Origin of the sequence: Streptomyces sp. NPDC006332 (assembly GCF_040612855.1) — a bacterium.
Classification (GTDB): Bacteria; Actinomycetota; Actinomycetes; order Streptomycetales; family Streptomycetaceae; genus Streptomyces.
In genome coordinates, this window is record NZ_JBEXRA010000034.1 from 23,404 (window position 1) to 43,552 (window position 20,149).

A 20,149-nucleotide genomic window follows, 5' to 3' on the forward strand; every position below is an offset into this window, starting at 1 on the left:
AACGTAACTCAGCCGAGTGCGGATGCCGCCCCCTTGAGTACCAATCCGACCCCGATGACCACGACCACGAGCGCGGATCCCAGGGGCGCGGTCCTGCGGACCAGGGCCGTCAGCGGACTGGCCGTCCACCGCGGGCGCCGGTCCAGCACCCGGGTGACACCCGTACCCAGTTTGACGACGGCGAAGCCGGCCGCGGTCAGTGTGAGGGCGAGCCCGACGCCGTAGGCGACGACGAGCAGGAGCCCGAACCAGGCCTTTCCGAGCGCCGCGGCGCCCACCAGCACCACGACCGCGGAAGGGCTGGGCACGAGCCCGCCGGCGAAGCCGAGCAGGATCGTGCCGCGCAGGGTGGGGGCTACGGCGTGGGTGTGGGTGAAGCCGCCGTGCGAGTGCGTGAGGGAGTGGCTCTGGCCGTGGTCATGGCCGTGGTCATGCGTGTGGTCGTGCGTGCGGGGGTGGGGGTGGTCGTGTGCGTGTGCGGGGGAGACGGCAGCAGCGGCGGGGGAGGTGGGGTGGCTGTGCGCGGCGGCCAGGACCAGCGGGCGCTCGGGCGCGTCGGCTGTCTCTGGGGCGTCCGCTGTCTCGTGCGGGTGGCTGTGGTCGTGCGGGTGGTCGTGGCTGTGACCGTGCCCGTGGCCGTGCCCGTGCCCATGCCCATGCCCATGCCCATGCCCATGCCCGTGATCGTGCCCTGGCCCGTGGTCGTGGTCGTGCTCGTGGTCGTGTCCATGGTCGTCGTCATGCGAGTGATCGTGTCCGTGGACGTGACCCCGTGTTTGTCCGAGCGCGTGGGCCCGGTTGTGCCAGGCCCGTCGCAGGAGGGTGATCCCCGCGGCCGTCACCATCGCGCCGCTGGCCATGCCCAGCCAGGAGATCACCGAGGGCGCCGCCGCCGACCCGGCCGTCACCAGGAGGCCGAGGGCGACCACGCCCAGGGTGTGGGTGACGGTCACCGAGGCGGCCAGCGGGAGGACGTCCTTCATCCGGGCCCTGCCGCCCCGGGCGGCCGCGACCGCGGCCATCAGGGTCTTGCCGTGGCCCGGTGCGAGCGCGTGGAGGGCGCCCAGGGCGACGGCGATCAGGATCGCCAGCGCGCCGAAGCCGAGGGTGAGGTCCTCACGGGCGACCAGGGAGTCCAGGGCCCGCGTCCAGCGGTCGGCGCCGCGCGGCAGGACGGAGGCGGCGGGAGCGTCCCGGCCCGCCTCGGCCAGGGCCGGGCCACCGGGGCGGACCCGGAGCGACGCGGTCGTGGTGTCGGCAGGGGAGGACAGCAACTCCTGCGGGTACGTGGTGAGTTCACCCGAAAGCGACTTCTCCGGTACGTCCGAGTCGGTGAGCGTCATACGGTCGCCGCGCGCGGTGATCTCCCGCCAGCCGGGGCCCGCGGAGGTGGCCGCGCTGTGGAAGCCGAGGGTCACGCTGTCGTCCTTCGGCAGCGGCGCGGTCAGCCGGCACTCCACCCGGAGGGTGTCCAGCCCTGCCTGCCCTGGACGCACCCGCACCGTGCTGCCGCGGGCCGTGAGCGTGACCGTACGGCCGTCGACGGTGACCTCACTGTCCCGGGCGGCCGCCGCGCACCGCTGCCGGGCCCAGTCGGTCGTGCCGAGCTTCCGCAGGTCCGGCTTGGCCTGGGTGGCCGGGATCTCGGCGAGGTCCTCGACGTGCTGGACGCGCAGTTCGCCGGGGGCGGCGACCAGTCCGTCGTAGTGGTTGACGGTGAAGTTGCCGAGCGGGTGGGCGCTCGCCGCCCCCGAGGGAACCAGCACCAGCGCGCAGGCGGCCGTGAGTACGGCCGCGCCGGAGGTGACCAGGCGACGGGTGGCGGACCGGGGCTTCATCGGGCGGCCTCCGTCGCCTCGAGGGACTTGAGTGCCTTACGGGCCTCGCGGGCGCCCAGCGGCGAGAAGCCGGGGTTCAGCTCCAGCGCCGCCGTCAGATGCGTGCGGGCTTCCTTCTCGTTGCCGGTGGCGCGCTCGATCATCCCGCGGTGGTAGCGGAACGCGGCGTTGCGGTATCCGGTGGCGGTGGCCCGGCGGGCGTACGGCAGGGCCTCCTCGTCACGGCCGTTGACGTGCAGGGCCCAGGCGAGGGCGTCCGCCGTGTGCACGGTGTGCCGGCGGGACCACTCGGCGCGGGCCGCGCGCAGCGCCTCGGCCTTGTCGCCGTGGTCGGCGGCGGCGAGCGCGGTGTCGAGGTCGGCGTTGACCTTGTTGGCGCGGGCCAGCGCGGTCCAGGCGTCGACGAGGGCGTACTGGTCGCGCGCCTTGGCCCGGTCGCCGTCGGCGCCCCGGTCCTCGTACAGCTCGCCGAGTACGACCAGCGGGCCGGGCAGCGGATAGCGGGCGACCACGGCCTCCATGGTCCGCAGGGCGGTGGCGCTGTCGCCGTCGGCGGCCTCGGCGCGGGCACGGCCCTCCAGCGCCGGGAGGTAGTTCTCGTCGGCCGCGAGGGCGCGCGCGTAGTGGTTGAGGGCTTCCTTGTAGTCGCCCTGGTTCCAGGCGAGTTGACCGAGCGAGCTGGACACGTACGCCACGTCGCCCGGGGAGGTGGCGGTGGCGAGCGCCTGCTCCAGCACCCGCCGCGCGGTCGTCACGTCACCGCGCAGCTCACGCACGTACGCGTACCGCGTGAAGACGGGGATGCCCGGTCGCCGGGTGTCGGCGGTGTCGGCCGCCTTCGACGCGTCGTCGTAGCGGCCGAGCTCGACCAGCGCGTCGATACGGGAGGACAGCGCGCGTTCGCTGTAGGGGTTCTGTTCGAGGGCCCGGTCGGCGTACGTCAGCGCGTTCTTGAAGTCGTGCCGGGCGGCGGCGAGGGCGGCTCGGCCGGCCAGGGCCTGGTCGTTGTCCGGCTTGAGGTCCAGCGACTGCTTCAGGGCGCGCTCCGCCTGCGGGTAGCGCGCGGGGTCGCCCTTGGTCCTGGCCTGCTCGACGTAGGCGAGACCCAGGGTGGCCCAGCCGCTGAAGTCCTTCGGCTGGGCGCGGAGATGGCCTTGCAGAGCCGTGATGCTGGTGTCGATGTCACCGCTGGTGAGCAACTCCGGCGACAGCGCCGCCGACGCGGACGCCACCTCCGTGGTCCCGCCGTCCTTGGCGGCCCCGACCGCGATGGCCCCGGCGGTGAGCGCCACCGCCAACAGGGCGGCGCATCCGGCGAGTTGAGCGACCCGCCAACGCCGCCCGGCGGCCGAGACCCGCCGCACGGCCACGACCCGCGGATCCCCGGCCGACCTCGCACCGACCGCATCGAGCTTCTTGCCCGGGGCGCCGGTGTCGGCTTCGGCTTCGGCGCGCTGCCCGGTGGCGTCGGTCTCAGCGGCGGAACCGTCGGCCTCGCCGCTGTCGCCGCTCTCGCCGCCCCCCGCCACCGGCGTGTCGTCCGCCCCGGTCTCGGCCGGACTCGGTGTGGCCGCCTGCTCCGGGCCGGTGGCCGACGTCCCGGTTTCCTCGGGCGGGTTCGGTGTCTTGGCCCCGGCGGGCGAACCCGTGCCGTGCTCGCGCTCCGGTGTGGCCGGTGGCGGTGCCGGGTGGCCGCTGGCCGGTGCGCTGTCGTTCGTACGCCGGGGCATGCCCTCTCCTTGGTCGACGGATCGACGGGTCGACGGACTGTTCAACCTGGTGGTGATGGTGCGGCGCGGTCCGCGCCGTGGGGGATGGGTACGAGCGGACCGCGCCAGTCAAGAGGACGGACTCCCGGCCGGTGCGGCCGGGAGGGCCCGCCTAGTACGCGCGGTCCCGCATCCGGCGCCACCACATCAGGGCCCCGCCGATCAGCAGGATGCCGAGCGCGCCCGCGCCCGCCGAGCCGGCGATCAGGGTCATGTTGTCGGAGCTGTCCGATGCCCCGGCCGGCTGAAGGGCGTCGCCGAGCTGGCTGCGGACGTCGGTCCCGTCGGTCGTGCCCTTGGCGAGCGGTCCACGCGAGCCCTCGGTCGGCAGCGCGACGTACGGGAAGGACTTCTCGAAGTTCTTGTCGTTCTTGTCGACCGCGTCACCGAGGTCGTTCTTCGCGCCGAGCAGTTCACCCTCGACGACCTGGAGCGAGGCGTCGATCACGTCGTCGGTCAGCCGGCGCCCGTTCGGGAAGCCCGCGGTGTCGCCGTCGAGCACACCGAGCCGCTTGGGCTTGGCGGCAGGCATGATCGAGGTGTTGAGGCGCAGTTCCTCGGCCGGCGTCACGTACGGCGGCTGGTTGAGGTCCTTGACGCCCTTGAGGAACACGTCGACCAGGTCGTTGCGCGGCTCGTCCGGCGCCTTGATCTTGTAGATCGCCTCGATGAGCTTCGGCAGCTCGGGGTTGGTGACGTTCTTCAGGAACTGGCCGTCGTCCTTCGGCTCGGACGCGTTGAACTTGTCCTTGTCCTTCAGCGGGTTGACGACCTCGTTGACCAGCGGGCTGCCCAGGCGGGAGACCTGCGCGTAGTAGCCCTGCGCGTTCCTGCGCTGAGTGGTGGACCAGATGCCCACGATCGGCTGCTTCTCGGACTCGGTGATCATCTTGGTCGGCACCTGGAGGGCGATCGAGTTGACGTTGTAGCCCTTGAGGGTGTCGTTGCCGACCTCGGTGAGGTTGCCGCCGTACAGCAGGTCGAAGACCCGCAGGTCCAGGAAGAACGGGTCGTCGGCCTGGCCGGCGAAGGTCTTCGCGCCGTTGGAGAGCTTCTTCACGGCCTGGTACCGCAGGGTCTTGTAGTCCGGCATCGACGCCTTGCCGACGTTCGACGGCGCCACCGGCACGTTCTTGGCGACCTTCGACTTGTAGGTCTCCTTCCCGTGCTCGAGCCTGATCATCTCGATGTCGTACGTCTGCGTGATGTTGAGGTCCGGGTCGTACAGGCTGGTGACCGCGCCCGTGTTGTAGAGGAACGTCTTGTCGTTCTTCGTGTGCGTCTTGAACGTGTACCGGAACAGCAGGTCGCCCTGGCCGTCGCCGTTGTTGTCGACGTGCAGGTCGTACTGCGCGTCCTCGGCGAACGTGAAGAAGTTCGGCCCGCCGGCCGGGTCCTCCATCGGGATCCAGTTGGCGACGATGGTCGTCGAGTCCGGGTGGTCCGGGCTGACGAACGCGTACACGTCGGTGTTGTCGTACTGCGGCTGCCCCGAGATCAGCGGGGCCTCCCGGTGGCTGGAGGCGGAAGCCGTCCCCGGTGCGAGCGTGGCAACACTGGCGGCGGTGAGCCCGCCGGTGGCCAACGCACCACAAATGAGAGTCACGAGGCCCCGGTGTCCCGCGCCGCGCCTGGAGTTAGGTGTCATGCCGTCCGTCCTCAGTGCCAACTTGCCTGACGAACGCGATTCGGAGCGGTCGGCAGGGTGGATTGGTCGAATCCCAAACGTTCTTACGGCGCTCGTGAAAAGTTGTTTCATCGAAAGCCACCCGCGTTTTCGGCTCGTTGATCCGTAACCCCATCCGGAGGTGGGTTGGTTGCGCATGCCTCGTGGGACGGGACAGCGGCCCAGATGCGGTCTGGCTGGAGGGGGAGACGAGTTGGAGGCGGACGAACTGCTGGTTCTGGTGGCCGGCGGCGACCAGAGGGCGTTCGAGGAGTTGTACGGGCTGGTGTCCGGACCGGTGTTCGGACTGGTGCGGCGGGTGGTACGGGATCCGGCGCAGTCGGAGGAGGTGGCGCAGGAGGTGCTGCTGGAACTCTGGCGGACCGCGGCCCGGTTCGACCCGGCGCGCGGCAGCGCCCTGTCCTGGGTCCTCACCCTCGCCCACCGCCGCGCCGTCGACAGGGTGCGCAGCGCCCGCGCGGCCGGCGAACGCGAGCAGCGCGAGGCCCGCCGCTCCCACCACCCCGCCTTCGACCAGGTCACCGAGGAGGTCGAGGCCGGACTCGAACGGGAGTGGGTGCGCCGCTGTCTGGACGGACTGACCGCCCTGCAGCGCCAGTCGGTCACCCTCGCCTACTACGAGGGCTACACGTACCGTGAGGTGGCCGAGCGGCTCTCGCTGCCGTTGGGCACGGTCAAGACCCGGATGCGCGACGGACTCACCCGGCTGCGCGAGTGCCTCGGAGGTGCCGCATGAGTCTGATCGACCGTCTGCTGCGCCGCGGGGACATCCACTCCCTCGCCGCCCCGTACGTCCTCGACGCTCTGGAACCCGCCGAGCGCATCCGCTTCGAGAGGCACCTCAAGGACTGCGCCCGCTGCGACGCCGAGGTCCGCACCCTGTCCGAGGACGCCGCCCGGCTCGCCTGGTCGACGGCCGCGCCGGCGCCCGCCGCGATGCGCGACCGGGTGCTGGCCGCCGTACGCACCACTCCGCAGGAACCCGCCCTCCGGCAGGAGCACGCCCGGCACGAGGCGGGACGGGGGCGGGCGTCCCAGCTGCCGCCGCACGTGTGGGGCACGCAGCCCCCGCCGTCACGCTCCCGTGCGGCGCGCTCACGCCCCCTGTTCGTGCCGTTCGCCACGGTGACAGCGGCAGCGGCCCTCGTGGTGGCGTCCTTGTTCGCCGTCCAGGCCAACGAGACACAGGACACGCTGAACGCGGAGCGAGCCCAGGCGCGTGAGATCACCCACGTTCTCGCGGCTCCCGACGCCAGGTCGACCATCGGGCGGGACACCCGGGGCGGAAGTATCGGAGTGGTCGCCTCCGCGGCAGAGGGGAGCGCGGTGGTCACCCTGAGCGGGTACGGCGATCTGCCGAGCGACCGCGTACGCCAACTGTGGCTCATGCGCCCGGGCGCGCGACCGCGCTCCCTCGGTCTCTTCGCCCGCGACACGCCCTTGGTCGCATCAGGCCTGAACACATCGGCATCGTCACTCGCTGTGACTGTCGAGCCGGACGGGGGCTCCGAGCAGCCCACTACCCAGCCAGTTGTCCAACTCGCCCTGAAATCGGTCGGATTTGGAGATTGACCGGGAAGGCGTCGTCAACGCCCTTACGGGGAAGGTGAATCCTGTGACCGCGATACACGAGTGCCCCGAGGGGGCGATAGGGTTACTCTGCCCGGGCCGGGTGGACTCGTACGGGTGGGGAGTGACATGGAACAGATAACAGTGCGCAGCAGGGCGAGGGTTCCTGCGATCACGTGCGGGAGCAGCGCCTCCAGCTCGCGTCTTGATCGCCATCTTTCGGTGCTGGGCGGCCCCGCCGTCCCGCAGGGAGAGACGGTCGAGGCGACCTCGCTGATGCGTGAGCTGACCGCACGTGAGCCCGCACAGAACCGAAGTGCGAGGGGAGCGCGGGTGCGCCGCGTCTCGCTCTTCGCGCCACTGCGACGGCTGCGCCGTTCGCTGTTCGGCGGGCGCTAGACACGACGCCGGCGTTCCTCGGGGCAGTCCCGAGGAGCCCCCGCTCGGGTCGCCACGCCGTCCCGGCGCGACGCCGCGCTCCAGCCCGTCATCCCCACGGCACGCGGCGCCGCACCGGTGGTTGTCTCCGGGCGCGGGGCAAGACCCCCGTCCATTCCCCGCGCCCCACCCGCGCCACCCGCACGCCTCCACCCGGCGTGACGTGTCAGATCCACCGACGGACTCCGGGCGCGGAACTCCGGTTCACCGCTCACCGTTCGCGTACCGGTGCACGGCGGCCGGCACGAACACCGCCAACAGCACCGCGCACCAGGCCAGTGACCCGGCGATCGGATGGGCCACCGGCCAGGCCGCACCCTCCGGCACCCCCGCGTTCCCGAACAGGTCCCGCAGGGCCGTCGTCACCGCGCTGATCGGGTTCCACTCGGCGACCACGCGCAGCCAGCCCGGCAGGCCCTCGGTCGGGATGTACGCGTTGGACAGCAGCGGCAGCAGGAAGGTCGCGCCGCCCAGCTGGCCCGCGGCCTCCTCACTCCGGGTGAGCAGGCCCAGGAAGATCCCGATCCACGTGGTCGCGAACCGGAACAGCAGCAACAAGCCGAAGGCGCCCACCGCTTCCAGGGCGCTGCCCTCGATCCGCCAGCCCACCGCGAGCCCCACCAGCAGGAAGGGCACCGTACCGGCCGCCGTGATCATCAGATCCGCGCCCGCCTGCCCGAGCGGCACCGCGGCCCGGCTCATCGGCAGCGTGCGGAAGCGGTCCATCACGCCCCGGTGGGTGTCCTGCGCGGCCTGGAACATCCCGTTCATGATCCCGTTCGCGGCGGTCGCCACCAGCAGGCCCGGAAGCAGGAACGAGCGGTACTCCTGGCCCGGCATCGCCACCGCGCTGCCGAAGACGTAGCCGAAGAACAGCAGCATGCTGACCGGCATGGTCTGGGTCAGGATGATCAGGCCCGGGTTGTTGAGCGACCGCCGCAGCTGGCGGCCGAGCATCGCGCTTGAGTCGTACGCCAGCGTGCTCATGCGGCGGTCTCCTTCTGGTCCTGGGGGGTGTCCTCGGTGAGCCGGAGGAACACGTCGTCGAGGGTCGGCGGGCGCAGGCTCGCGTCCAGCAGCGGTACGCCGGCCGCGTCCAGTTCACGCACCAGCCGGGGGAGCGTGAGCGTCGAGTCCCGGGTGATGGCGCCGACGGCCTTGCGTTCGTGGTCGAACGTCGGCTGTGCGCCGGTGAGCTGGTCGAGGACGCCCGCCGCTGTCGCCATGACGTCGACGTCCGCCACGACCACCTCGACATGCGCCCCGATGAGGGCCTTCAGCTCGGTCGGGGAACCCGTGTGGGTCACCCGGCCCCGGTCCACCAGCGCGATGTCGTCGGCGAGCTGGTCGGCCTCCTCCAGGTACTGCGTGGTCAGCAGTACGGTCGTGCCGTCCGCGGTGAGGTCGCGTACGGCGTCCCAGATCAGGTTGCGGCTCGCCGGGTCGAGGCCGGTCGTCGGCTCGTCCAGGAACAGCACCTCGGGGCGGCGGATCAGGCTCGCCGCCAGGTCCAGTCGGCGGCGCATCCCGCCCGAGTAGGTGGACGCGGGCCGGTCGGCGGCCTCGGTCAGTCCGAAGCGGTCGAGCAGTTCGCCGGCCCGGTCGGCCGGTCCGCGCACCCGGTGCAGCCGGGCGAACAGGTGGAGGTTCTGACGGCCGGTGAGGTCCCCGTCGACCGACGCGTACTGCCCGGTGACCCCGATCCGCTTCCTCACCGCCGCCGCCTCCCGGGCGAGGTCGTGTCCGGCGATCCGCGCCGAGCCGGCGTCCGGCCGCAGCAGGGTGGTGAGCAGTCGGACGGCCGTGGTCTTGCCCGCCCCGTTCGGCCCGAGGATTCCGCAGACCGTGCCGGTCGCCACCGCGAGGTCCAGGCCGCTCAGTGCCTGGACAGCGCCGAACCGCTTCTCCAGACCTTCACTAAGTACAGCGTACGTAGTAGTCATGACTCGACCATAGCGCACTACGTACGGTGTACGTAACTAGGATGGTGGACGAGGTGATGATCGATGGCGGGCCGAGCGGCCGTACCCGAAGTGATCTGGGCCCGTCCCGAGCGCACGGGCCGGGGACCGAGACCGGCGTTCACGCGCGCCGACATCGCGGCGGTGGCGGTGCGGATCGCCGACGCCCAGGGGCTGGACGGCGTCTCTATGCGGCATGTCGCGGCCGAGTTGGGCTGCGGGACGATGTCGCTGTACAACTACGTCCCCCGCAAGGAGGACCTGTACGAGCTGATGGTGGACGCGGTCGGCGGGGAGCACGAGCTGTGGGAGCCGGGCGGTGACTGGCGGGCCGAGATGATCCGGGTGGCGCACCAGACCCGGGCGGCCATGCTCCGGCATCCCTGGATGCCGCGGCTCATGTCGCCGGTCTACGGCTTCAGCCCCAACGCCCTGCGCTATCTCGAGCACTGCATGACCTGCCTGGACTCCTTCGACGCGCCCTACGGCGCGAAGATGGAGCTGCTCGGGATGCTCAACGGGTGCGTGACCGTGTACGTCGCGACCGAGCTGTCCTCGGCCGAGCGGGCGCGGTCGCTGCCGTGGTCGGAGGAGCAGGAGAACGCGGTGCGGACGGCCTATCTGGGCGGCCGGATCGCCTCCGGTGCCTATCCGAGGCTGGCCGCCGCGTTCACCGAGGACGCGGGGCCGATCGACATGGAGGCGGTGTTCGACCGGATGCTGGAGCGGGTGCTGGACGCCTTCGAGCCCAAGGGGCAGGGGGCTGGGAGCACCTCCTGAGGCGTCGAGCTGTTCAGAGCAGCGCGAACTGTCCTTCCGGGCCTTCTTCGGGGTGGTCGAGGACCGAGGCCGGTCGGCGGGCCGCCTCGGGTACCGGCAGGATGCCCGCCTTCGTCAGCTCCGGCGCCGTGATCGGGGCGGTCACGGTGAACTCCGCCCGCCGCGGGCCCAGTTCCGCCAGCAGCGCCAACACGGTGATCAGCTCCAGCAGTTCCGACGTCCAGGTCTGCGGCCAGGTCACCGGACGGATCGCCGCCAAAGTGCCCGGATCGGCCGTCGCCGTGCGGTTCGCGAACCACTGCTCCAGGACGCGCACCCCGGTCACCTCGAAGTCCCAGGCCTCCGGGGGAACCGGGGAGATACAGCCGTCGTCGAGGTGCAGGGACTCCTCGTCGCGGTCGTAGCGCAGGCTCAGGGGGCGGTCGGGCAGCGGGGCGCGGACGTAGGGGCGGCGCCCGCCGGGGAGTTTGGGGCGGGTGCCGTCGCGGAGCATCAGCCAGAGCGTGCGGTGGCCCAGTTCGACGCCCTGTGCCCAGAGTTCGGGGTCCTCGGTGAGCGGGACGGTGAGGCCGGGGCCAGTCGCCGTCATGATCCAGGCCAGCAGGTCCGCCGGGGTGGGGGAGAGGCCGAGGCGGTCGGCCAGGTGCTCCAGCAGGCCCGGCGCCAGGTTCGGTTCCGCGCCGCCGGGGCGGCGGTGCAGCGGGCGGATCCGGCCGGGGCGCAGGAGCGGGAGCAGTGAGGTCGCGAACAGTTGGGGACCGGCGGCGCCGGGTGTCTCCGTGACGAAGATCTGCTGTTCGTCCGCCACTCGCCACAGTTCCGGCCGGGCGCTGTCGATCAGCCGCTGATCGGGAATCAGCCACTGCTCGTCGAAGGGGCCGTGCAGCACCCGTACGGGTTGCGGGCAGGGACCCGAGGCGCGCACCAGCTTCTCCGTGCCACCGGTCCGGCCCGGCAGCTGACCCACGGCCGAGTGCAGCGTGCGGGAACGGGTGGGTTCGAACAGGGCCTCCCGGTCGGGGCCCTCGGCCTTCAGCAGGGCGTCCCAGCGGGCCTTGAGGGATGCCGGGTCGGGGCCCGCCGGCCACCCCCGGCCGAGCCGGGGCGGTGCGACCGACCACGGCATGAGGTCCGCCAGCAGCGGAGCGTCGTCGTGCGTCACGCTGGGCATCGTACGACCTGCCGACGACACCGGCAGGAGGGCCCGTCCGGGTGCCCGGCCGGAGCGGCGCCGTTCCGGCACACGGGCGTCGGGAGGTCCGCGGCACATGGCACGGGACCACGCCACCGCGTCCCCCCCCGCCCGCGATCCGCTGACCCTCTGACCCGCCGGACCGGCCTACGTGGCGTCGAGCGTGACCGTGAAGGAGAAACGATCCCCCCGGTAGTGGATGACGGCCGCGTCCAGCACCCGGCCCTTCCCGTCGTACGTCACGCCCGTGTAGTGCAGGATCGGGCTGAGCAGCGGGACCTGGAGGAGGCGGGCCGTCTCCGGGTCGGCCAGGCGGGCCTCGACCGTGTCCGTGATGCGGCTGATGTCCGCGCCGACGACGTCCCGCAGCACCTTGGTCATCGGCCAGCGGACCAGGTCGTCGGGGTCGATGCGCGCGGCGAGTTCGGGGCGGACGTAGTTGCGGGCGTGGTTGGTCCATTCGCCGGTCTTCGCGTCGCCGCGCAGGCGGTGGTACGTCGCCACCTCGTCGAGATCGGGGAAGAACTCGGCGAGTTCGGCCGGGGCCGGCGCCTTGCCGTGGTCGAGCAGTCGCGTCGCCATGCCGGACTGCTGGGCCACGATCGCGTCCACCGAGCCCAGCAGCCGCACCGGAGAGCCCCTGCGGGCGTCCGGCTCGATGAAGGTGCCGCGGCGACGGTGACGGGTGATCAGGCCCTCGTCCTCGAGTTCCTTCAACGCCTGCCGCATGGTCAGCACGCTCACCCCGTAGTGCCCCGCGAGCTGTTCCTCGGTGGGCAGCCGCAGCGGGTCCCGGGGCGAGCGGCCGAGTATCGAGGCGCGCAGCGACTGCGACACCTGGTACCAGAGCGGCAGCTTGCGGTTCAGGACGATCGAGTCCGGGGCGAAGGAGGTCACGGGCTCATCCGTACCGGTAGGCAAACGTCAGTGCAAGGGCCGGAAATGCCGCTGCAGGCCCTGCCACACGTCGTCGTAACGCCGCTGCAGGTGCTCCGCCTCGGCCGCCTGCGGGGCCAGGATCAGCGGCCACCGCGTCTCGAACATGAACGCCAGCCCGTCGTCCACCTTCTGCGGCCGCAGCTCGGCGGCGCTGGCCCGGTCGAAGGTCTCCCGGTCCGGCCCGTGCGCCGACATCATGTTGTGCAGCGAGCCGCCGCCGGGCACGAAGCCCCCCTTCCCGGCCGTCTTGGCGTCGTAGGCGCCCTCGACCAGGCCCATGTACTCGCTCATCACGTTCCGGTGGAAGTACGGCGGCCGGAAGGTGTCCTCGCCCACCAGCCAGCGCGGCGCGAACACCACGAAGTCGACGCCGGCCAGGCCCGGGGTGTCGGACGGGGACGTCAGCACCGTGAAGATCGACGGGTCCGGGTGGTCGTACGAGATGGTGCCGAGCACATTGAAACGGCGCAGGTCGTAGATGTACGGCACATGGTTGCCGTGCCAGGCGACCACGTCGAGCGGTGAGTGGTCGTAGGTCGCCGTCCAGAGGTTGCCGCAGAACTTGGTGACCACCTCCACCGGGCCCTCGACCTCCTCGTACGCGGCGACCGGGGCCAGGAAGTCCCGGGCGTTCGCAAGACCGTTGGCGCCGATGGGACCGAGGTCGGGGAGGCGGAAGGGGGCGCCGTAGTTCTCGCACACATAACCCCGGGCCCCGTCCCCGATCAGCTCCACACGGAAGCGCACCCCACGCGGGATCAGCGCCACCTGGGCCGGCTCCACATACAGCGGTCCGAACTCGGTGTGCAGCAGCAGCCCGCCGTGCTCCGGCACGATCAGCAACTCCCCGTCGGCGTCACTGAAGACGCGGTCCATCGAGGCGTTGGCGTGGTACAGGTGCACGGCCATGCCGGTGCGCTGGGTGGCGTCGCCGTTGCCGCCGAGGGTCCACAGTCCCGCGAGGAAGTCGGTGCCCGGCGCCGGCTCGGGCAGCGGGTCCCAGCGCAGCCGGTTCGGGTCGGGCACCGTCTCCGTGAAGGGCGCCGTACGGATCATCCCGTTGTGCGTACGGCTGAACGCCGGGTGCGCGGCCGAGGGGCGGATCCGGTACAGCCACGAGCGCCGGTTGCAGGCCCGCGGCTCGGTGAACGCCGTACCGCTGAGCTGCTCCGCGTACAGCCCGAGGGGCGCGCGCTGGGGCGAGTTCCGGCCATCGGGCAGGGCGCCCGGCACGGCCTGAGAACTGTGCTCGTTGCCGAAACCGGAGAGGTAGGTCAGCCCCTCCGCGGTCTTCTGCGCGTCCCCGCTCATCATCGCTCCCTGGGCGTTTGATTCCTATGCATCACCGTAGGATTGCGGTTTCCCCCGCGCAAGAGGCCGGGCGGCATCCTCATCGAGGACTACCGGAGCCGACGGGAACCAGACCCCAGAGGGATCCGAGGTGTCGTACCGGTGTTCTACGCTCCCCGGCATGTCGTGGACACGGGAAATTCCCGCCGTGCTCGCGGTCTGTGTCCTGCTGCTGACCGGCGCCGCGGGGTGCGGCCCGGACGGTGCGCGGGAGAACGGGACGAACGGGGACTCGCCGGCACCGGTGGGCAAGCTCCTCGACGAGACGGACCAGCAGGGGCACCGCTACCGGGAGGTGGCCGAGAAGGGCGCGCCCCGGGTCGGCATCGAGGTGCAGCCCGACGGGGACGACGGCGGGTGGAACGTGCGGCTGACCCTCCGCGACTTCCGCTTCTCGGCCGCCGGGGAGAAGGCGTCGGCGGTGGCCGGCCGCGGCGTGGCCCGGCTCTTCGTGGACGGGCGCCCCGTGGTGCGGCTGCGTACCTCCGCGTACCGCCTCGCGGCCCGCTACGTCCCGCACGGCACGCACCACCTCACCGCCCGCCTGTACGCCGACGACGGCACGGTGTGGACCGTCGACGGTGAACCCGTCGAGAGCACCGCGGACATCACCGCCTCGGACCCCGCGCCCTCCGCAGGCGTGCACGGCGCGCTGAGTGCGCCCGGCACCCGACTCCGTACTGGAGGGCGAGGTTCCCCGGACCGCGGCGGAAAGGCATCATGAAGCCCGTGCCCCAAGCGACATCGCTCCGGCGAGCGCCCGTGCAGCGGCGCAGCGCCGAACGACTGACCAGGATCCTCGACGCCTGCGCCGATCTGCTCGACGAGGTCGGCTACGACGCCCTGAGCACCCGGGCCGTCGCCCAGCGCGCCGAGGTCCCCATCGGCTCGGTCTACCGCTTCTTCGGCAACAAGCGCGCGATGGCCGACGCGCTCGCCCAGCGCAACCTGGAGCGCTACACCGAGCGGGTGACCGAGCGGCTCAAGGCGACCGCCGGCGGGGGAGGCTGGCGGGTGGCGATGGACGCCGTCCTCGACGAGTACCTCGCCATGAAGCGCACCGCCCCCGGGTTCTCCCTGGTCGACTTCGGCAACCAGATCCCGGTCGGCGCCCGCTACGCCGAGCCCAACCACCGCGTCGCCGACCGCCTCACCGACCTGCTCTCCGGCTACCTCGACCGTGAACCGGACGAGGACCTGCGCCGCGTCTTCCTGGTCGCCGTGGAATCCGCCGACACCCTCGTCCATCTCGCCTTCCGGGTGGCGCCGGAGGGGGACGAGCGGATCATCGCGGAGACCCGGGAGCTGTTGCGGGCCTATCTGGCGCGGGTGCTGGACTGAGTGGCGCGCCGGCCAGCCGACGGTCGGCGCGGGGCCTCCCTTCCGTGCGTACCGATCGGGAGCGGTGCGCTGCCCCGCGGGCCCGACGGTCGGCGCAAGGGTCTCCCCTCCATGCATACCGGTCGGTATGCTCGGCCTCGACCCCGGCGTCACCGTCGCCGCCGCACTCCGGGAGGACCCGTGCCCCGCACCGCCCTGCGCATCTGCCCCCTCTGTGAGGCCACCTGCGGCCTCACCCTCACCATCGACGGGACCCGGGTGACCGGTGCCCGAGGTGACCAGGACGACGTGTTCAGCCGGGGGTTCATCTGCCCCAAGGGCGCCTCGTTCGGGGCCGTCGACGGTGACCCCGACCGGCTGCGCGCCCCGCTCGCCCGCAAGGACGGGGGGCTGCGGGAGGTGAGCTGGGAGGAGGCCTTCGACGCGGTCGCCGCCGGGATCCGGACGGTCGTCGAACGGCACGGGCCGCACGCCGTCGGTGTCGTCCTCGGCAACCCCAACGTGCACACCATGGCCGGAGCCCTCTACCCGACCGTCCTCCTCGCCGGGCTCGGCACCCGCAGCCTCTTCACCGCCTCCACGGTCGACCAGATGCCCAAGCACGTGTCGAGCGGCCTGCTGTACGGCGACGCCAACGCGATCCCCGTGCCCGACCTCGACCACACCGACCACCTCCTCCTCATCGGCGCCAACCCCCTGGAGTCCAACGGGAGTCTGTGCACCGCGCCGGACTTCCCCGGCAAGCTGAAGGCGCTCAAGGCCCGCGGCGGCACGCTCACCGTCATCGACCCCCGCCGGACCCGGACCGCCCGGCTCGCCGACCGGCACATCCCGATCCGGCCCGGCACCGACGCGCTGCTGCTCGCCGCGATGGCCCACGTCCTTTTCGAGGAGGACCTCGTCCAACTCGGCGCACTGGCTCCGCAGGTGCAGGGACTCGACGAACTCCGGTCAGAGGTACAGGACTTCAGCCCGGAGGCCGTGGCCGGGGCGTGCGACGTGGACGCCGCGACCATCCGCACCCTCGCCCGCGAACTGGCGGCCGCCCCCACCGCCGCCGTGTACGGCCGCATCGGCAGCTGCACCGTCCAGCACGGCACCCTCGCCAGTTGGCTCGTGGACGTCCTCAACATCCTCACCGGCAACCTCGACCGGCCCGGCGGCGCCCTCTTCCCGCAGGCGGCCACCGACAAGACACCACGGCCCGCCGGACCCGGCCGCGGGTTCGCACTCGGGCGCTGGCACTCCCGGGTCGGCCGGCATCCGGAGGCCAAGGGGGAGCTGCCGCTGTCCGCGCTCGCCGAGGAGATCGACACCGCGACCGAGGAGGGCGAGCCGGTCCGGGCGCTGATCGCCGTCGCCGCCAACCCCGTCCTGTCCGCGCCGGACGGCGACCGGCTCGACAAGGCGCTCGACTCGCTCGACTTCATGGTCAGCGTCGACCCCTACCTCAACGAGACCTCACGGCACGCCCATGTCGTCCTGCCGCCGCCCCCGCCCGCCCAGAGCCCGCACCACGACTTCGCCTTCAACACCCTCGCCGTCCGCAACCAGGTCCGCTACACCCGCCCCGCCGTCCCCCTGGAGCCCGGCAGGATGGCCGAGACCGAGATCCTGGCCCGGCTGGTCCTGGCCGCGACCGGCATGCACGGCGCCGACCCGTCCGCCGTCGACGACCTGGTCATCGCTCAGACCCTCGGCAAGGCGGTCGAGGAACCGCACTCACCCGTGCACGGCCGGGACCCGAAGGAGCTCGCCGCGCGACTCACCGGCGAGGGCGGCCCCGAGCGGCGGCTCGACATGACGCTGCGCCTGGGCCCCTACGGCGACGGCTTCGGCGTACGACCGGACGGCCTCTGCCTGGACAAGCTGCTGGCGCATCCGCACGGCATCGACCTCGGGCCGCTCACCGCCCGGCTGCCGCAGCCCCTGAAGACCCGCAGCGGCGCGGTGGAACTGCTGCCGCGGCCGATCGCGGACGACCTGCCCAGGCTCAGGGAAGCCCTGGAGCAACGCCCCGACGGGCTCGTCCTGGTGGGCCGCCGTCATCTGCGCTCCAACAACAGCTGGATGCACAACATCCCCGCCCTCACCGGCGGAACCAACCGCTGCACCCTGCACATCCACCCCGAGGACGCCGAACGGCTGGGCGTACGTGACGGATCGGCCGTACGCGTCAAGGGCGCCGGGGGAGAGGTGACCGCCCCCGCGGAGGTCACCGACAGCGTGCGCCCGGGGGTGGTCAGCCTGCCGCACGGCTGGGGTCACGACCGGCCCGGCACCCGGCTCGGCCACGCCGCCACCGACCCCGGCGTGAACGTCAACCAGCTCCTCGACGGCAGCCTGCTCGACCCGCTCTCGGGCAACGCGGTACTCAACGGCATCCCCGTGAAAGTCACCTCCAGGGACTGAAAACGCACCCCCTGTGAGCTGTGCAAAGCCGTGACCAGCAGTTTTGCGCTTATTGCTCGCATGTCAACGTCTTGTTAACGCCGCTTGACGGGACCTAACGTCAACGCACCGCCGTCCCTGGTGGGATGTTCAAGGGCGAACGTTAGGTATCCACTCATGCTGACCATCCTCGGCTTCGCCATGATCGCGACCTTCCTGGTCCTGATCATGATGAAGAAGATGTCGCCGATCGCGGCGCTCGTACTGATCCCGGCACTGTTCTGCGTCTTCGTCGGGAAGGGCGCCAAGCTCGGTGACTACGTCATCGACGGCGTCACCGACCTGGCCCCGACCGCCGCGATGCTCATGTTCGCGATCGTCTACTTCGGGGTGATGATCGACGTCGGACTCTTCGACCCGATCGTCCGGGGGATCCTGAAGTTCTGCAAGGCCGACCCGATGCGGATCGTCGTCGGCACCGCCGTCCTCGCCGCGATCGTCTCGCTCGACGGCGACGGCTCGACCACCTTCATGATCACCGTCTCGGCGATGTACCCGCTGTACAAGCGCCTCAAGATGAGCCTCGTCGTGATGACCGGTGTGGCCGCGATGGCCAACGGCGTCATGAACACCCTGCCGTGGGGCGGCCCCACCGCCCGCGCCGCCACCGCGCTGAAGGTGGACGCCAGCGACATCTTCGTCCCGATGATCCCGGCCCTCGCCGTCGGCCTGCTGGGCGTCTTCGTCCTCTCGTACGTGCTCGGCAAGCGCGAGCGCAAGCGCCTCGGCGTGCTCACGCTGGACGACGTCCTGGTGGAGGAGAAGGCCGAGGAGAAGGAGACCGAGACGGTTCTGGTCGGCGCGGGTTCCGGCGCCAACGGCACGGGCAAGGGCGCCACCGCCACCGGCGGTTCCGGCTCCGGCACGGACGCCGACGACGACACCGAGGGCGACGCGGAGCGCTTCCAGGTCCTCGACCCGAACCGGGCCACCCTGCGTCCCAAGCTCTACTGGTTCAACGCGCTGCTCACCGGCGTACTGCTCACCGCCATGATCATGGAGTGGCTGCCCATCCCGGTGCTGTTCCTGCTCGGCGCCGCGCTCGTGCTCACCGTCAACTTCCCGCACATCCCCGACCAGAAGGCCCGCCTCGCCGCGCACGCCGACAACGTCCTCAACGTCGCCGGCATGGTCTTCGCCGCCGCCGTCTTCACCGGCGTCCTCCAGGGCACCGGCATGGTCGACCACATGGCCCGCTGGATGGTGGACGTCATTCCCGCCGGCATGGGCCCGCACATGGCCCTCGTCACCGGCGTCCTGAGCCTCCCGCTCACCTACTTCATGTCGAACGACGGGTTCTACTTCGGCGTCCTCCCGGTCCTCGCCGAGGCCGGCGCGGCGCACGGCGTCACGCCGCTGGAGATGGCCCGCGCCTCGCTGGTCGGCCAGCCGCTGCACATGTCCAGCCCGCTGGTGCCCGCCGTGTACGTCCTGGTCGGCATGGCCAAGGTGGAGTTCGGCGACCACACCAAGTTCGTGGTCAAGTGGGCGGCGCTCACCTGCCTGATCATCCTCGGAGCGGGCATCCTCTTCGGGATCATCTGACCAACGCCCGCTCATCGATGGAGGATTCACACATGAGGCCCGGTGGGAACCGCGGCTGGCTGCTCCGCCTCGTCATCGCCTTCAGCTTCGCGCAGGGGGCGGTGTCGATGGCCCGGCCCGCCGTCTCCTACCGGGCCCTCGCGCTGGGCGCGGACGAACGGGCGATCGGCGTCATCGCGGGCGTGTACGCCCTGCTGCCGCTCTTCGCGGCGGTACCGCTGGGCCGCCGTACCGACCACGGCCGTTGTGCGCCCCTGCTGCCCATCGGCGTGGTCCTGATATCCGGCGGCTGCGCCCTGAGCGGTGTCGCCAACTCCCTGTGGGCGATGGCGATCTGGAGCGGGGTGATGGGCCTGGGCCACCTCTGCTTCGTGATCGGCGCCCAGTCACTCGTCGCCCGCCAGTCCGCGCCGCACGAACAGGACCGCAACTTCGGTCACTTCACCATCGGCGCCTCCCTCGGCCAACTGATCGGCCCGATCGCCGCGGGCGCGCTGATCGGCGGCCGGGACATGGCGGGCACCAGCGCGCTCGCCCTCGTCGTGGCGGGCGCCGGAGCGGCGGTCGCGTTCACCTCGCTGTGGCGCATCGAGGACCGTACGACGGTCAAGTCCCGTACGGCGCAAGGCGACCGGGTCCCCGTCCAGCGCATCCTGCGCGCCCGGGGCGTACCCGCGGGCATCTTCGTCAGCCTCTCCGTGCTGTCCGCCACCGACATCCTCACCGCCTACCTCCCGGTGGTCGGCGAACACCGGGGCATCGCCCCGTCCGTGGTCGGTCTCCTGCTCAGTCTGCGGGCCGCGGCCACCATCGCCTGCCGCCTGGTGCTGACGCCGCTGCTGCGGATGCTGGGCCGGCCGCTGCTGCTGACCGTCACCTGTCTGCTGGCGGCCGTGCTGTGCGCCGGCATCGCGCTGCCGGTGCCGGTGTGGGCGCTGGCTCTGGTCCTCGCCGCCCTCGGCTTCTGCCTCGGCGTCGGACAGCCGCTGTCCATGACGACGGTGGTCCAGGCCGCCCCCGACGGGGCCCGCTCCACCGCCCTCGCCCTGCGCCTGACCGGCAACCGCCTCGGCCAGGTCGCCGCGCCCGCCGCGGCCGGCCTGATCGCGGGGGTCGCGGGCGTGGCCGCGCCGTTCGTGATGCTGGGGGCGCTGCTGTTGCTCTCGGCGGGCACCGCGCTGCGCGCGCCGGCGCCCCCGGGAGGAGATCAGGCGGCTGGGCCCGCTGCGGAGGGCAGCGGGCCCCGGGCCCGGTTGCGCCGTCCGAGCGATATCTGACGGCGCGTCGGG

The 20,149-nt window shown here is 71.9% G+C and carries 17 protein-coding genes; 9 read left to right on the forward strand and 8 right to left on the reverse strand.

Features of this window, described 5'->3' with window-relative positions; all coding sequences use genetic code 11:
* Window positions 1–8 precede the first annotated feature (8 nt).
* The 3 genes from ABZ027_RS27315 to ABZ027_RS27325 all read right to left on the reverse strand — a co-directional run bounded on the left by ABZ027_RS27315 (window position 9) and on the right by ABZ027_RS27325 (window position 5,255).
* Window positions 9–1,838 (reverse strand): nickel transporter, encoded by a 1,830-nt coding sequence (locus ABZ027_RS27315; RefSeq protein WP_356772841.1) that lies wholly within the window; start codon window positions 1,836–1,838, stop codon window positions 9–11.
* Window positions 1,835–3,568, reverse strand: a complete 1,734-nt coding sequence (locus ABZ027_RS27320) for a tetratricopeptide repeat protein (RefSeq protein WP_356772843.1) — start codon at window positions 3,566–3,568, stop codon at window positions 1,835–1,837. The genes ABZ027_RS27315 and ABZ027_RS27320 overlap by 4 nt, the downstream gene beginning before the upstream one ends.
* 151 nt (window positions 3,569–3,719) lie before the next feature.
* Window positions 3,720–5,255 carry a DUF4331 domain-containing protein gene (locus tag ABZ027_RS27325; RefSeq protein ID WP_356772845.1) on the reverse strand — a complete coding sequence of 512 codons (1,536 nt, stop codon included), beginning with the start codon at window positions 5,253–5,255 and terminating at the stop codon, window positions 3,720–3,722.
* Between the two features lie 232 nt (window positions 5,256–5,487).
* Here ABZ027_RS27325 and ABZ027_RS27330 point away from each other — a divergent pair, with 232 nt between their 5' ends.
* The 3 genes from ABZ027_RS27330 to ABZ027_RS27340 all read left to right on the forward strand — a co-directional run bounded on the left by ABZ027_RS27330 (window position 5,488) and on the right by ABZ027_RS27340 (window position 7,262).
* Window positions 5,488–6,030 carry a sigma-70 family RNA polymerase sigma factor gene (locus ABZ027_RS27330; RefSeq protein WP_356772847.1) on the forward strand — a complete coding sequence of 181 codons (543 nt, stop codon included), beginning with the start codon at window positions 5,488–5,490 and terminating at the stop codon, window positions 6,028–6,030.
* Window positions 6,027–6,866, forward strand: coding sequence for an anti-sigma factor (locus ABZ027_RS27335; RefSeq protein WP_356772849.1), 840 nt, complete (start codon window positions 6,027–6,029; stop codon window positions 6,864–6,866). Before ABZ027_RS27330 ends, ABZ027_RS27335 begins: the two co-directional genes overlap by 4 nt.
* Before the next feature lie 126 nt (window positions 6,867–6,992).
* Complete coding sequence (locus tag ABZ027_RS27340) at window positions 6,993–7,262, forward strand: hypothetical protein (RefSeq protein WP_356772851.1); 270 nt, start codon at window positions 6,993–6,995, stop codon at window positions 7,260–7,262.
* Between the two features lie 243 nt (window positions 7,263–7,505).
* On the opposite strand, the gene ABZ027_RS27345 is transcribed toward ABZ027_RS27340, so the two are convergent.
* On the reverse strand, window positions 7,506–8,288 hold the full coding sequence (locus ABZ027_RS27345) for an ABC transporter permease (RefSeq protein WP_356772853.1): 783 nt from the start codon (window positions 8,286–8,288) through the stop codon (window positions 7,506–7,508).
* On the reverse strand, window positions 8,285–9,244 hold the full coding sequence (locus tag ABZ027_RS27350) for an ATP-binding cassette domain-containing protein (protein WP_356772855.1): 960 nt from the start codon (window positions 9,242–9,244) through the stop codon (window positions 8,285–8,287). Before ABZ027_RS27350 ends, ABZ027_RS27345 begins: the two co-directional genes overlap by 4 nt.
* 63 nt (window positions 9,245–9,307) lie before the next feature.
* Between ABZ027_RS27350 and ABZ027_RS27355 the strand changes: the two genes are divergently transcribed.
* Entirely contained in the window at window positions 9,308–10,042 is a 735-nt protein-coding gene (locus tag ABZ027_RS27355; RefSeq protein ID WP_356772857.1) for a TetR/AcrR family transcriptional regulator, read from the forward strand.
* Between the two features lie 13 nt (window positions 10,043–10,055).
* On the opposite strand, the gene ABZ027_RS27360 is transcribed toward ABZ027_RS27355, so the two are convergent.
* The 3 genes from ABZ027_RS27360 to hmgA all read right to left on the reverse strand — a co-directional run bounded on the left by ABZ027_RS27360 (window position 10,056) and on the right by hmgA (window position 13,484).
* Window positions 10,056–11,213, reverse strand: a complete 1,158-nt coding sequence (locus tag ABZ027_RS27360) for a type ISP restriction/modification enzyme (RefSeq protein WP_356772859.1) — start codon at window positions 11,211–11,213, stop codon at window positions 10,056–10,058.
* Between the two features lie 168 nt (window positions 11,214–11,381).
* Window positions 11,382–12,131, reverse strand: coding sequence for a GntR family transcriptional regulator (locus tag ABZ027_RS27365; protein WP_356772861.1), 750 nt, complete (start codon window positions 12,129–12,131; stop codon window positions 11,382–11,384).
* A 27-nt stretch (window positions 12,132–12,158) separates the two neighbouring features.
* Entirely contained in the window at window positions 12,159–13,484 is a 1,326-nt protein-coding gene (gene hmgA, locus ABZ027_RS27370; protein ID WP_356772863.1) for a homogentisate 1,2-dioxygenase, read from the reverse strand.
* Between the two features lie 160 nt (window positions 13,485–13,644).
* Here hmgA and ABZ027_RS27375 point away from each other — a divergent pair, with 160 nt between their 5' ends.
* The 5 genes from ABZ027_RS27375 (at window position 13,645) to ABZ027_RS27395 (ending at window position 20,137) form a co-directional block, all read left to right on the forward strand.
* Window positions 13,645–14,247 carry a hypothetical protein gene (locus ABZ027_RS27375; RefSeq protein WP_356772865.1) on the forward strand — a complete coding sequence of 201 codons (603 nt, stop codon included), beginning with the start codon at window positions 13,645–13,647 and terminating at the stop codon, window positions 14,245–14,247.
* Window positions 14,244–14,864 carry a TetR/AcrR family transcriptional regulator gene (locus ABZ027_RS27380; RefSeq protein WP_356772867.1) on the forward strand — a complete coding sequence of 207 codons (621 nt, stop codon included), beginning with the start codon at window positions 14,244–14,246 and terminating at the stop codon, window positions 14,862–14,864. The genes ABZ027_RS27375 and ABZ027_RS27380 overlap by 4 nt, the downstream gene beginning before the upstream one ends.
* 180 nt (window positions 14,865–15,044) lie before the next feature.
* A complete protein-coding gene (locus ABZ027_RS27385; RefSeq protein ID WP_356772869.1) occupies window positions 15,045–17,276 on the forward strand; it encodes a molybdopterin oxidoreductase family protein in 2,232 nt (743 codons plus the stop codon).
* 156 nt (window positions 17,277–17,432) lie between these two features.
* The gene (locus ABZ027_RS27390) at window positions 17,433–18,860 is read left to right on the forward strand and encodes a citrate:proton symporter (protein WP_356772871.1); all 1,428 of its coding nucleotides are present in this window, start codon (window positions 17,433–17,435) and stop codon (window positions 18,858–18,860) included.
* Between the two features lie 32 nt (window positions 18,861–18,892).
* The gene (locus tag ABZ027_RS27395) at window positions 18,893–20,137 is read left to right on the forward strand and encodes an MFS transporter (RefSeq protein ID WP_356772873.1); all 1,245 of its coding nucleotides are present in this window, start codon (window positions 18,893–18,895) and stop codon (window positions 20,135–20,137) included.
* Window positions 20,138–20,149 lie beyond the last annotated feature (12 nt).

Bases quoted from the DNA above. Each gene is read 5' to 3' on its own strand.
- ABZ027_RS27340 (WP_356772851.1), top strand. From the start codon at position 6,993: ATGGAACAGATAACAGTGCGCAGCAGGGCGAGGGTTCCTGCGATCACG.
- ABZ027_RS27360 (WP_356772859.1), bottom strand. From the start codon at position 11,213: ATGCCCAGCGTGACGCACGACGACGCTCCGCTGCTGGCGGACCTCATG.
- ABZ027_RS27375 (WP_356772865.1), top strand. From the start codon at position 13,645: ATGTCGTGGACACGGGAAATTCCCGCCGTGCTCGCGGTCTGTGTCCTG.
- ABZ027_RS27335 (WP_356772849.1), top strand. From the start codon at position 6,027: ATGAGTCTGATCGACCGTCTGCTGCGCCGCGGGGACATCCACTCCCTC.
- ABZ027_RS27320 (WP_356772843.1), bottom strand. From the start codon at position 3,568: ATGCCCCGGCGTACGAACGACAGCGCACCGGCCAGCGGCCACCCGGCA.
- ABZ027_RS27380 (WP_356772867.1), top strand. From the start codon at position 14,244: ATGAAGCCCGTGCCCCAAGCGACATCGCTCCGGCGAGCGCCCGTGCAG.
- ABZ027_RS27395 (WP_356772873.1), top strand. From the start codon at position 18,893: ATGAGGCCCGGTGGGAACCGCGGCTGGCTGCTCCGCCTCGTCATCGCC.
- ABZ027_RS27350 (WP_356772855.1), bottom strand. From the start codon at position 9,244: ATGACTACTACGTACGCTGTACTTAGTGAAGGTCTGGAGAAGCGGTTC.
- ABZ027_RS27325 (WP_356772845.1), bottom strand. From the start codon at position 5,255: ATGACACCTAACTCCAGGCGCGGCGCGGGACACCGGGGCCTCGTGACT.
- ABZ027_RS27355 (WP_356772857.1), top strand. From the start codon at position 9,308: ATGGCGGGCCGAGCGGCCGTACCCGAAGTGATCTGGGCCCGTCCCGAG.
- ABZ027_RS27315 (WP_356772841.1), bottom strand. From the start codon at position 1,838: ATGAAGCCCCGGTCCGCCACCCGTCGCCTGGTCACCTCCGGCGCGGCC.
- ABZ027_RS27390 (WP_356772871.1), top strand. From the start codon at position 17,433: ATGCTGACCATCCTCGGCTTCGCCATGATCGCGACCTTCCTGGTCCTG.
- hmgA (WP_356772863.1), bottom strand. From the start codon at position 13,484: ATGAGCGGGGACGCGCAGAAGACCGCGGAGGGGCTGACCTACCTCTCC.
- ABZ027_RS27345 (WP_356772853.1), bottom strand. From the start codon at position 8,288: ATGAGCACGCTGGCGTACGACTCAAGCGCGATGCTCGGCCGCCAGCTG.